Consider the following 12625-nt stretch of genomic DNA (forward strand, 5'->3'; position numbering starts at 1 on the left):
GCTTCATCTAGTTAAAAACTGAAAATACTTACCATATCTTCTTTTTAGGTTTATATCGAACTGAGGGAAAATAGTAATTTTGTTCTAAAAAATCTTAAGGAACAAATAATTAAATCGATCGTCAAAAAGACTATCAATAACAAAGAATTAAAATAACAATTATTATGAAATCCTTAACTGTTAAAAATTATCATAAATTATTAGGTTTAACTTTAGCTTTAACCACCAGTACCATTAGTTTAATTCCCTTTGCGGTTAGTGCTAAACCTATTCAAGAATTTCGTCATAATTCTAGTAAAATGGCACTACCTTTAAATAACCATACAAAACAAAATAATGGTCCTTATCGTCCTTTGACACCTAATTCTACTAATAACAATTTTCCGACTCAAAATCAAGGGCAATTAATGGGTTTAAATATCGGTGCAACTATTCCTGCAACCTATACTGAAGCGAATAAAATTTTACTCACCAGAGAAGAAACTATGGCTTTGGTGTTGACAGTTACAACAAATGTCAGAAATAATAACAATCAAATTATCATTCCTTCGGGCAGTAGAATTTTGGGGGAATTTCGTCCTGATAGTAATGGTTCAAGATTTGTGGCGAATACTCTTATCCTTGATAATGGCAATCAATACCCTATCAATGCTTCTTCCAGAGTGATAACAACAACTGAAACTGTTTCTGCGGGTAAAAATACCGATGCTATCTGGCAAGGTGCTTTAGCAGGGGCAGGGGCTGCTACTATCATTTCAGGGGTAACAGGAGATAGACGCATTACTCCTTTAGAAGTTTTAGGAGGTGCTGGTATTGGTGCTATAGGTGGGTTGGTATTCGGTGGCGATCGAAGCCAAGAGTTAATTTCGATCGATCCTAGACGAGATTTAGACCTTACTTTAGCATCTAGTTTCCGTCCTGACACTACTTTTAATAATAATAATACAGGAAATGTGATTAATAATCGAAATCAAGGGCGTTTTTGGTAAATAAAAGACAACGAATAAATATTAATTATTCAGTTTCAATTACTAATTCTTCCGCCTCAATTTCGGTTATATTAATTGACTCAGGGTTCGATCGAAAATCATCAACAATTTTTTTGATGACACTAGCTAAAGGTACAGCTAAAAATATGCCTAATAAACCACCAATTTTTGCCCCTATTACAAGGGAAATAATTAACCAAACGGGATTTAAACCAATTAATTCTCCCATAACACGAGGGGCTACAACATTATCAGTTATTTGATCAATAAGAGTAGCAGTAATGAAGAATAATAGGGCTAATTGACCGCTTTTAAAAATTAATAAGAAAGTACCTAAAAGGGTGACAACTCCTCCCAATAGGGGTACTAAACTAGCGATACCAATGCCAAAAGCAAATAAAATGGCATAGGGTACACCTAACAGCACAAATATAACCCCCCTAACAATACTGGCAACCCCCACTAAAATTAAACGACTGAAAAAATAATCTTTAAAAGTTTGACTTAAATAATTAGGGATTTTTTCGTGCCAAGGTTCAGGAAACCAACTAAAAATTCCTAACCAAAATTGTTCTCCTCCCACTAATAAAAAGACTGTTAAAATCAGAATCAATAAAACATTTAAAACACTATTAATAGTGGTGAATAAAATACTAACAGTTTGTCCGCCAACAGTTTTAATAATACTGGAAATTTTGTTGGTTATTTGTTGGATGATCGAGTCTATATTAATGGATAATTTATCGAATATAGTTATTTCCGATAATAAGTATTTATTTGCTTGATCAATCCATTTCGGGGCACTAATTAAAAGTTCTTCTAATTGTTGACTAAGAATGGGAACTAAAATAAAAGTGATGGTAATTAAAACAAATAAAGCTGATAATAAAACAATGACGATGGCAAACGGTCTTTTAATACCTTTTTGGACTAATAATTCGATTAATAATTCTAGTAAAAAAGCGAGAATACTAGCGATTATTAAGAAGCTAATAAGAGGTTGAAAATAATCGATTAAAAGAGTTAATAAAAACCCATTTAAACAAAATAAAGGAAAAACAAAACAAAGACGTAACCAGCGAGGAATTTCCCCCAATTTTTCTAACATTATGGAACAATAATTAACAATAAATAATTTCTAATTCCTAATTCCTAATTCCTAATTACTCATTAGTTATCTTCCTTGTCTTGCTCTTAAACCCTCGTTAAAACCTCTGGAATAATCAACGGAATTACGGGGATTATCGTATCTTAAACCATTAAAACCGTCTTGCCGTCCCCGAAAGTACTCTTGTTCTGGGGTAGCAGGTCCATATCTTTCCTGTGTTGCCCTTTGATTTCCTCGAATAATTGCGCCGACACCTGCTGCTGTACCGACTCCTAACATGAAATCACCAAAACTCGCTTGAGCTGGTTTAACGGAGGTTGTCATGGTTGTTAGTATAGCAGTTAAGATCGAACCGATAGTTAAAAATTTTAATTTCATAGATTTTGATGATATTTATTACAAAAAAAATAGGTGTAACACTAAAGTTGTTGTTCGAGCCAACCTTTAGATTCTATATTAATGATTTTAGGTTGGTTATCAATTAACGCAAAATGAATTTTATCGGTACTAACAGAAAGATATTTTTCCCCTTCTTCTGTGGTTAAATTTGTGGCTCTAATTCTTGTCACCGAAGCCATTTGACCATCTTCTGTTATTTTGGTACTGGCATAGGAGTTGATATACTCTCTTTCTTTAACTCTTTTAAAACTTTCCGTAAGATAAAACTCATGTTCTTTTCTTCCTTTTAAGGAAGTAATTACAGTGGTATTTCCAGATTCGATCGTAATGGTAGAAAGAATATAAGGGCTTAAAAAAGAGGCGAGGGTGGCTAAATCTTCTCCTTTTTCCGCTTGTTCGATCGAACTCAAGATTTCAGCCATTTGTTCTTGAGTTAATACATTAGTATTTTGTGCCATTAACACTTCTTTTCCTTCCGTAATATGGACAACAGAAGCATTAACCATATCAGAAACAGTGACAATCTGAGTAGTAATTAACCCAGAGAGAAATAAATTAATCAAATGACGTTTTTTCACTTTTTTATACAACAAATAAGACAATCTAGTTTTACCAAAGATTATATAACAAGCCCTCTACTATGGGTTGTAAAATCTTAATTAAGAGTTGCTCAATAAATGGGAAGGCTATAAAAATCAAGGCTTAGAGCATCGTTAAATTAATAAAAAAGTGTGCATTTTGGTCAAAAACTAAGCACAAAAACACAAAATACAAATATTACACAATGGTGTAATAACTTCAAAATTATTACCTATTACTTCTCTTCATAAAAAGACTTTTTCAATAAACCCTAATTATTGACGGGTAATATCACATCTTCTAAAATGGCAAGATCAAAATTAACTTGGGTAATATTAGCATTAAGTAAATTAGCTTTCGTTAAGTTCGATCGAGTAAAATTAGACCATGAAAGTTTAGCACCCGATAAATTAGCGTGGGAAAAATTAGTCATTTTCAGACTACTCCAAATCATGAGACTATCATAAAAATTAGCAGTGTCAAAATTACCATTGGCAAAATTACCACCACTTAGATTAGCATGACTAAAATTGGCGTGGGGTGCTTTAATACCGACACCGTTAACCCCATTCATCTGAGTTAAAGATAAATTTGCCCCCTCAAGATTGGCATTCATCAGAATCGCATTCGTTAAATTCGCACCCTGCAAATTAGCACCTTGTAAATTCGCATCGGTTAAATTAGCACGACTCAAAAGACAATTTACCATTTTGGCATGACTCAGATTAGCTTTTTTTAAATTACTATCATGTAAAAGGCTACAAGTTAAGATAGTATTGCTCAAATTAGCCTGTGTCAGAATGGCATTGCGTAAACTACTATCTGTTAAATCTGAGTCTGTTAAAGTAACACCCGTTAAATTGGCTTGAATGAGATTACTTTCCGTTAAATCCCCTTGAATAATAGCATTAGTGAGATTGGCTTCCTTCAGATTAACTTGAGGTAAAACACAACCAACTAAATTAACATCACTCAAATCCGCTTCTTTGAGATTGATTCGACTTAAATTAAGATTACCTAGTATTTGTCCATGAAGATCAACTTTCTGAAAATTGGTTTCTCCTCGATGGTATCTTTCGATTAATTCTTGAACGTCCATAATTGATTATTGTGCATTTAGTGGTTGATTTTGTCGATAATAAAATTAGCTATTCTTTCGGATGCACCGCTATCTCCTAATCTTTTTTTACCATTAATGGCTATAGATTGCCATAAATCAGGTTGAGACAATAACTGTTGCAATTTTTCGGCTACTTCTTGGGGATGGTTAACTAATTGTAGAGAAATACCTAACAAACGGAGTTGATTTTCGGCAAATTTGCGATTATACTGCGCTCCACTACCCGGAAAGGCAATAACAGGTTTCCCTAATCCTACAAATTGTTCCGTTGCTGTACCAGCCATAGCTATAGATAAATCGCAATAGTTCAAACATTGGGCGTAAGCGTTTTGACTTAAAATTAATTTTGCCTTTCTTTTAGTAAATACTATTCCATGTCGATCGTTAATCAGTATATTTACTGAATTTATTTTATTTATTGTGTTTTTTTGCCATCCTCTTTGTTGTATGACATCAGTAAAATCACTGAGCTTTAAAGAGGGTGCGATGGCACTAACAAAAATTAAATCCCTAGATTCGTTATCAATAATACCATCAATAGCACTAAGGATCAATAGCCAATTATCTATACATTCAGGAAATCTTGAGCCAGGGAGGAGTAAAATTTTAAGAGAATCATCATTATCTATATCTATAGAAGGGGAGATTGTTAAATCATCCATCATGGGATTACCGAAATCGTAGGCACAGATACCATCTTTTTGCAGGGAGGTTGCCGTAAGTGAGTCTCTAGGGAAAACACCAAAACAGCGTTGATTTTTCATCAACCATTTTTCCCAAGGATAATAGATTGAGCCAAAAGTTCGATCGAGTTGAGAAATATTTGGCAAAAAACCATCTTCGTCTCGTAAATAATACTCTGATTTAGCAGTCCCAATAAAACCATAATTTGCACCACTTAACCAAGCAAATAAAAGAGGTAAAATATCCCCTATTGCTAATATATAATATCCTTGTTTTGCCCATGATTTAACTGCTTTAAATTGAGTGAAAGTTAAGCCGATTAAACCATTATTTACATCTTGCCATAATTGCTTATTATCCATATAAATAAAACCCCCGGAAGGCATTTTTTTCACAGGGGCAATCAAGGATATATTTTCTTTTCCATAAGCAAAACCTTCACCGACTAAGGGTAAGGATTCGATCGAAATATGAGGATTAATTTCTCTAATTTTGTTAATAACTTTTAGGGCAATAATATCTTCACCATGTCCATTACTTATTACTAACAATTTTACTAGGTTACTCATAAAAGTTTGTGTTGTATAGACAATCACTATGTGATCGTATTTTTGAATAAAAAAAGTAGGATTCTCCGAAATTTTAGCAAAAACTCGATCGAATTATCATCTTTGTTGTGACAATTTACTATTATCTTTTGCCTTCCCTCAACTAAAGTCAAATTATTGCTCGTTAAGTATAATTGATTGACTAGGATAGGATATTTCGAGTACAATAACTTCACCATCAGCTTTAAAAGGACCATGAATTTCTTGAGGTGGACGACTAGCATAGTAACCTTGTTCTAACCATATATCAAAAGCGGCATCATATAATCTGCCAGAAATAATCAAAATTTCTTCGGGATAATCATGGCTTTTTGCTCCAAATTTACTGGTATCATAACCATCTGCAAAGCGAGTTAATCTAGTATAGTCACCCGTAGTTTTATCCTCGGCTAAGGTTAATTGATGTAAATTACCTTCTGAACCTTCAATTTCTTGCCACATCGCTATATTATAATCAGCGAGGGGATTCCAGTAGGTAGATGTTGTTTTCATTGTCGTCGTGAAAAAATTTATTGATTATTGGATTCAACATAAGAGATTGCTTCGTTACCTCGCAATGACAATATAAATGATAAAAAAGATTCGGTAAACCTAATTATTCACTTCTGCCATTTCAAACACACGGTTATCGTAGTCTTTAACTAAAAAATTGAGGGGTTTTTCCTGACGAATTTTGTATCTTAAACGGCGGGATTGTACCCTTAATAATAGTGCGTCTAGGCACTCTCGATCGAAACAAACATGACGTTGACAATCCTTGTATCCGAAACTCGCACCGCCAATAATATGTAATTGGGTATTTTTTTTCAACTGATACCATAATCCATCGCTAGGTTTCGGCATGGTATCATTAAGAGTCGAACCCATATAAATAGGATCAAAAGTACTAGCTCCTAAACTTTGCTCATAGTTATAGTAATAATGAAGGGGAATATCAGCAACGGGCAAATCTAGTAATTCCTCGTAAAATTGTCGGGCAATATTGACATCAGATACCATGACAGTATAAACCTTCGGCGCACTGGTTAAAAACATCCACATCGCACCACCATAGGCGATTAATAACATTACCATGATGCCCTGAGTCGAAAACAAACTATCGGTTAACTCTGGGAAAAACAAGCCAAAATAAATATTAACCATAGTCACACTGCCATCTATAATCATCTTTCGTTTAAAATATTAACCTAATTTTGTCTATTATGAAAGATCGATCGAGTTTTACGCAAGAGATTGCTTCGTGCCTCGCAATGACAAGATAATGAATGAAGAATGAAGAATGAAGAATGAAGAATGAAGAATGAAGAATAAAAAATTGACACCCTAATTCCTAATTCCTAATTATGACTCCTGATAGTGATGTTTTTCCTGAATTAAACCACGAATTAATTAAACCATTACAAGATATTGATGATCTTAAATTATGGGCATTATGGCAAGAATATCCTCATCAAGCTCGATATTTAATGATGTTATTTTTTCGCTATGCTGACTATCCTCAAAAAATAGCTCAAAATGTTCATAATATTAAAATTTCTTTACCTTATTTTGAGAGTTTATGGTTTTTTCTCTTCGATCGAATCTCTAGCTATAATATTGAAAAAGATAGTCTATTCTCAAAAATTATCACCGAATATATTAATGAGTTTTTAACCGATGAAAAAGTGATTGTTACCTCGACAAATAAAGTTAATTATGAGCAAGAAATCAGATTTTTACCCTTAAAATACTATCTGCAAAAAAATCTGGATAAATTATCTAATCTTGAAAGATTAATCTTAGTCACTAAGGATAAATTTAATTGGGAAGAAGAAAAGATTTTACAGTATTTACAACAAAAACAAACTATTACCCTACCTGAAATTAAAGCCTATTATACCCAAGCTCATTCTCGATTACTTAACTTTTTGCCCATTGATATTGTCAGTATTTATCTATAAAATAAGGGATTTTGAATTAATTATTTCTGAAGCTAAGACATATTTAACTTACATTTTTTGCTAATAGTTAAAAATACTGATAACTATTGACTGATATTAACTCTTGGCTTTTCCATAATTGCCTTTTAGCTCTCTTTATCAGTAAACTTAGATTGGTTATAGCTTATAAATTTTCGATAATTCTCCCTTTGTTTAAGGGGGGTTGGGGGGATAAAATTCTTACAAATCAGATAGAATTGCTATATAAAGAAATATTAACAAAATCTCTCTAAAAAAGAATAAACATCTTAAACTAACTATAATTATTAAAAAGTGTTAAGTTAAATTGCGATCGAAATATGACGAGTAATCTATCCTTTCAAGTATTAATTATTGGAGGAGGTGCCGCAGGAATCACTGTAGCTTCTCAACTCAAAGCAAAAAATTCTAACCTAAAAATGGCGATTATTGAGCCTTCAGAAAACCATTATTATCAACCTGCTTGGACTTTGGTAGGGGGAGGTGAATATTTATTAGAAGATACCGTTAAGCATCAACAAAATTTGATTCCTCGTGGGGTTACATGGATTAAGGATTATGCCGAAAAAATCGATGCGGATAACAACCAAGTAACGACTAAAACTGGTACAACCTATAATTATGAGTATTTGGTAGTTTGCCCCGGCATTACCATCGATTGGGATAAAATCAAAGGCTTAAAAGAGTATTTAGGCAAAGATGGTGTAACAACCAATTATACAAAAGAAACTGCCCCTTATACATGGGAAGTCATCCAAGATTTTAAGGGTGGCAATGCTTTATTTACCTTTCCTGCTGGGGCGATAAAATGCCCAGGGGCGCCTCAAAAGATTATGTATTTAGCGGAAGAAGCCTTCACTCGTCAAGGGGTAAGGGAAAAAACTAAGATTATCTATGGTAACGCTACGGGTAAAATGTTCGGTGTACCTGCCTATTGTACCCCCCTAGAGAAAATTGTCGATCGAAAAAACATCGATGTTAAATATAATCACAACCTCATCGAAATCAAAGGGGATAGCAAAGAAGCCGTATTTGCTACGGGAGATGGTAATACTGTCACCATTAAATATGATATGTTGCACGTTTCACCCCCTATGACTACCTACGATTTTATCAAACAAAGTTCGATCGCTAACGAACAAGGTTGGGTGGATGTAGATCAATATACTTGTCAGCACAAAAAATATAGTAACGTTTTTGGTTTAGGGGATTCTTCCAGTTTACCCACCTCAAAAACCGCCGCCGCCATCCGCAAAGAAGCGCCCGTAGTGGTAGCCAATCTTTTAGCCTTGATGAATAAAAAGACACCCCAAGACAAATATAACGGTTACGCTTGTTGCCCTCTGATTACAGGTTATGGAAAAACCATCATGGCAGAATTTGATTATAACAAACAACCGTTACCTAGTTTTCCTTTGGACCCAACTCAAGAAAGAGGAAGTATGTGGTTTGTGAAAAAATATGTTTTACCTTGGCTCTATTGGAATAGAATGTTAAAAGGTAAACCATTTGAGCCTGATAGTTGGAGATTTTTATTACCAAAAAATAATAGTTAATTGAATTTGGTTAAACATAAAGCGGTAATGGGAAAAAACCCCTTTTACCGTTAATTATTTCCTTTATCGGGCGTTGATAACTTGAACAAGATATGGTAATTTCTTTAAAGTTAGTGCGATCGAGGTTTTGGGGATTGCTTCGTGCCTCGCAATGACAAGGGGGTTTCGATCGAGTTATATAATAAAGGGAAAGTTCGATCGAATACTCAGTCAAGATTCTAAGAGTTTTTATTTTAGCTAACTATTACCATAACTTTGATAATTTTTATTAATAAAAATAGTATTGTTAATCCCCGTTAAATGAGATGAATTATTTATTAAAATTATTAATTTTATTTACTTTTTTATTAATATTAATTGCTATCTTTATCAGTAACTTTTAAAATTGTGCGGTAAATCGGTTCTCCTTTGTTGATCGTAGCGATTTCCCTTTCTGTCATCACTTCTAAAGGGTTTTCTTCCAGCCAAATTTCTGGTTTTAAGGGAGAAAAATGAGGATTTTCGAGGAATCGATCGAGCATTTCTTGGGCTACTTCTTTGATGTCTGATTGTAAAAATATTTGTCCTTTTGGAGCTAAAAATTGGGCTAAAATTTCCACTATTTCAGGTTGCACAACTCTCCTTTTTTGATGCTTTTTCTTAAACCAAGGATCAGGAAATTGTATGGTAACTAATTCTAAACTATTAGACGGTAAAGAAGCTAATAAATTTGTTAAAGAATGATTGATATTACCAAAAACATAGTAAAGGTTTGTCAAATTATATTCGTCTTTTATCTGGTTGGCTTCCGTGACTAAAGCCTCCCGAATTTCTACCCCTAAATAATTTCTATGGGGATTTTGTTGTGCCATTTGTAATAAAAAACGCCCCCTTGCACATCCTAAATCGAGATGAAAGGGTAAAGATAGATTAGAATATACTTGACTCCAATCTGGGATAAAGATTGATTGTTGATACCTGTTACTTAATGGATTGACGTGTTGACGCACTCTTACTCTACCCAATTTATTCCTCCGATAATTTAGTTATTTTCTAATCAAAATCCATTGTAATTTTAGTTTTGCAACAACTCTAATGTTTATTTGCTGTTTTTCGGTATTCTCCTAGAGCATCTGCCGCTAAAATGGCTTCAAGAACTTTATTTGGGGTTATTTCACCAGCTTCGTGATGAATTCCCTCTCCCTGAATACAGGCTTTTTCTGCCACAAGCATCAGTTGAGCATGGGTGACATTTTTGAGTCCAATATCGGCTAGAGTGGTGGGTAAACCAACTTTTTCACAGAAAGAAAATACCGTATTAGATTCTTCGGGGGAAGCATCAGTAAGTTGAAGTCCTGCTAACACCCCAAAGGCTACTTTTTCTCCATGATAGAAATTGTGGGTTTCGGGTAAAGCCGTTAATCCGTTATGAATAGAGTGTGCGGTTGCTAAACCACCGCTTTCAAAGCCGATGCCACTTAGGAGGATATTTGCCTCGATAATATGCTCTAAGGCGGAGGTAATAATATGTCTTTCAGCTTCAATCTTGGCGTTTAAACCATATTCCATTAAGGTATCATAACATAATTTAGCAAGATTAAGTCCTGTTAGGGTACTAAGTCCTCCACAGGCGTTTTCAGATTGGGTGACATTACAGGATTTGGCTTCAAACCAAGTTGCTAAGGCATCTCCCATTCCTGCGACTAAAAAACGTACAGGTGCGTGGGCAATAATTTCTGTATCGACTAAAACCACTGCGGGATTTGACTTTTGATAATAAACCGACTCAAAAATACCTTCCTGTGAATATAACACCGCACAACCACTACAAGGGGCATCGGTAGAGGCGATCGTGGGTACAATTAGTACAGGAATATGCGATCGATCGGCTATAATTTTAGCGGTGTCAATGGTTTTTCCTCCTCCCATACCGACAATAACATCGACTTTTTTGTCTGCGATAATCATTGCCAATCGGGATAATTCTTCTTCACAACATTCTCCCCTAAATTTTTCGAGTAGCAAAGAGTGTTTCTGAAAATCGATGCCAGAATTAGGAAGAATTTTCTCGTAGGTAATGGGGGATGCAAGGATTAATCCTTGTTTACCAAATAGCTGAATTAGAGAGGGTAATTCCTGAATTGCACCGACACCTTGAATATATTTCCCCGGAAATAGAGCTTTTTTAAACATAACGTCTCCATTCGTCTTCAAGATTATACTAATAATGTTAGCATCATCAAAAATCAGCAGATATTAATTTTTGTCAAAATTCGTTTCCGTTAGACTATGTTAAGATATTCCTTGACATCAAGGAGTGATCATTAAGGAAAGATGAATGTACGTTTTGCCATCGCCAGTGATTTACATATAGCTTTACCTGAAACCATCGACAATAATGCTAACCGTTTTCACTTAACTCAATTCAGCATACCAGCCTTAGAAGTAGTTTTACAACATTTAAACACCCTTAATCTTGATTTTTTGTTATTACCGGGGGATTTAACTCAAGATGGTGAAATAGTTAATCATCAATGGTTAAAGACAAAATTAGAGACTTTATCTTATCCTGTTTATGTGATTCCGGGTAATCACGATGTGCCTAGTTTAAAGGGTAACAAAAGTTCGATCGCCTTTCAAGATTTCCCTTATTATTATCAACAATTTGGTTATGAAAATCCTGAGAGTTTCGACTATACTTGTGCCTTAGCGGAGGGATTGCAGTTAGTGGCGTTAAACTCGAATCATTTTGACGAGGAAGGAAAACAGTTAGGTTGTCTGACGGAAAGTCAATTTATTTGGTTAGAAGATACCTTGAGTCGGCTTAGGGATAAGCTAGTTTTTGTGATGATTCATCATAACGTGATTGAGCATTTACCTGATCAATCTAATCATGTGTTGGGGTGTCGGTATATGTTGGATAATGCTTCTCGACTTTTGGAAATTTTGGACAAATATCAAGTAAAATTCATTTTTACTGGACATCTACACATTCAAGATATTTCTACCTATAAGGGCATTTATGAAATTACTACTGGTTCATTAATTACCTATCCTCATCCTTACCGTATCTTAGAATTGAAGGATAATCAACTTTCGATCGAATCCCATCATATCAACCAACTACCAGAGGTAGAAAATTTAGCAGATTTTTCTAAACAGTGGACAGCCGATCGATCGTTTCCCTTTATGATAAAAATGTTAACCTCTCCTCCTCTTAATTTACCCTTCCCAGAAGCGCAAACATACGCACCCCAATTAAAAAATTTATGGGCAGATATAGCGCACGGAGATAAGACTTTCGACTTTCCTGAATTACCACCCCATGTGAATCAATATTTTAAGCTATTTGGTGCTATTGATAGGGAAGGAAAACCCCAAGCTATTGATAATCAACACTCCATCATAATCCACCATTAGAACTCGTTTAAAGGATTTTTTCGATATTGTTTTACTCATTTTTTTGATGTACCTGAGTAAGCTAGTTTACATCTAAGGAATGGAAATTAAATAATTTAGTTAAGTTGGATTGTCATTGCGGTGAGGCGCGTAGCGTTGCGAGGCAACGAAGCAACCTGAAGCAATCTCTTAAAATAAACTTTTATATTTTATTAAATCCTCATTCCTAAGTCTTAATTTTTTTTT

14 protein-coding genes are annotated in these 12625 nt (G+C 34.4%); 4 read left to right on the top strand and 10 right to left on the bottom strand.

Annotation, left to right across the window (positions count from 1 at the left end; translation table 11 throughout):
* Window positions 1-164 precede the first annotated feature (164 nt).
* Window positions 165-989, top strand: coding sequence for a hypothetical protein (locus tag ACN4EE_RS12030; protein ID WP_431706689.1), 825 nt, complete (start codon window positions 165-167; stop codon window positions 987-989).
* 25 nt (window positions 990-1014) lie between these two features.
* Here ACN4EE_RS12030 and ACN4EE_RS12035 read toward each other — a convergent pair whose 3' ends face one another.
* From ACN4EE_RS12035 to ACN4EE_RS12065, 7 genes are all read right to left on the bottom strand, one after another.
* The gene (locus ACN4EE_RS12035) at window positions 1015-2097 is read right to left on the bottom strand and encodes an AI-2E family transporter (RefSeq protein WP_431706690.1); all 1083 of its coding nucleotides are present in this window, start codon (window positions 2095-2097) and stop codon (window positions 1015-1017) included.
* Window positions 2098-2163: 66 nt separating this feature from the next.
* Window positions 2164-2475 carry a hypothetical protein gene (locus tag ACN4EE_RS12040; protein ID WP_431706691.1) on the bottom strand — a complete coding sequence of 104 codons (312 nt, stop codon included), beginning with the start codon at window positions 2473-2475 and terminating at the stop codon, window positions 2164-2166.
* Between the two features lie 41 nt (window positions 2476-2516).
* Window positions 2517-3074: a hypothetical protein gene (locus ACN4EE_RS12045; protein WP_431706692.1), complete on the bottom strand. Its 558-nt coding sequence runs from the start codon at window positions 3072-3074 to the stop codon at window positions 2517-2519.
* A gap of 272 nt (window positions 3075-3346) precedes the next feature.
* Window positions 3347-4174 (bottom strand): pentapeptide repeat-containing protein, encoded by an 828-nt coding sequence (locus ACN4EE_RS12050; RefSeq protein ID WP_431706693.1) that lies wholly within the window; start codon window positions 4172-4174, stop codon window positions 3347-3349.
* Between the two features lie 17 nt (window positions 4175-4191).
* Entirely contained in the window at window positions 4192-5448 is a 1257-nt protein-coding gene (locus tag ACN4EE_RS12055; protein ID WP_431706694.1) for a lipid-A-disaccharide synthase-related protein, read from the bottom strand.
* A 153-nt stretch (window positions 5449-5601) separates the two neighbouring features.
* Window positions 5602-5979: a cupin domain-containing protein gene (locus tag ACN4EE_RS12060; RefSeq protein WP_431706695.1), complete on the bottom strand. Its 378-nt coding sequence runs from the start codon at window positions 5977-5979 to the stop codon at window positions 5602-5604.
* Between the two features lie 99 nt (window positions 5980-6078).
* Complete coding sequence (locus ACN4EE_RS12065; RefSeq protein ID WP_431706696.1) at window positions 6079-6654, bottom strand: glyoxalase-like domain protein; 576 nt, start codon at window positions 6652-6654, stop codon at window positions 6079-6081.
* Window positions 6655-6830: 176 nt separating this feature from the next.
* On the opposite strand from ACN4EE_RS12065, the gene ACN4EE_RS12070 reads away from it, so the two are divergent.
* Both ACN4EE_RS12070 and ACN4EE_RS12075 read left to right on the top strand, forming a co-directional pair.
* Window positions 6831-7427, top strand: coding sequence for a hypothetical protein (locus tag ACN4EE_RS12070; RefSeq protein ID WP_431706697.1), 597 nt, complete (start codon window positions 6831-6833; stop codon window positions 7425-7427).
* Between the two features lie 338 nt (window positions 7428-7765).
* Entirely contained in the window at window positions 7766-9001 is a 1236-nt protein-coding gene (locus tag ACN4EE_RS12075; protein WP_431706698.1) for an NAD(P)/FAD-dependent oxidoreductase, read from the top strand.
* A 10-nt stretch (window positions 9002-9011) separates the two neighbouring features.
* On the opposite strand, the gene ACN4EE_RS12080 is transcribed toward ACN4EE_RS12075, so the two are convergent.
* The 3 genes from ACN4EE_RS12080 to ACN4EE_RS12090 form a co-directional block, all read right to left on the bottom strand.
* Complete coding sequence (locus ACN4EE_RS12080) at window positions 9012-9215, bottom strand: hypothetical protein (RefSeq protein WP_431706699.1); 204 nt, start codon at window positions 9213-9215, stop codon at window positions 9012-9014.
* A 139-nt stretch (window positions 9216-9354) separates the two neighbouring features.
* Entirely contained in the window at window positions 9355-10005 is a 651-nt protein-coding gene (gene trmB / locus ACN4EE_RS12085) for a tRNA (guanosine(46)-N7)-methyltransferase TrmB (protein ID WP_431706700.1), read from the bottom strand.
* A gap of 67 nt (window positions 10006-10072) precedes the next feature.
* Window positions 10073-11173: a glycerol dehydrogenase gene (locus ACN4EE_RS12090; RefSeq protein ID WP_431706701.1), complete on the bottom strand. Its 1101-nt coding sequence runs from the start codon at window positions 11171-11173 to the stop codon at window positions 10073-10075.
* A 141-nt stretch (window positions 11174-11314) separates the two neighbouring features.
* On the opposite strand from ACN4EE_RS12090, the gene ACN4EE_RS12095 reads away from it, so the two are divergent.
* Window positions 11315-12400, top strand: coding sequence for a metallophosphoesterase family protein (locus tag ACN4EE_RS12095; protein WP_431706702.1), 1086 nt, complete (start codon window positions 11315-11317; stop codon window positions 12398-12400).
* The last annotated feature ends 225 nt before the right edge of the window (window positions 12401-12625 follow it).

Source organism: Geminocystis sp. CENA526 (assembly GCF_050753365.1).
In the GTDB taxonomy this organism is placed as follows: domain Bacteria; phylum Cyanobacteriota; class Cyanobacteriia; order Cyanobacteriales; family Cyanobacteriaceae; genus Geminocystis.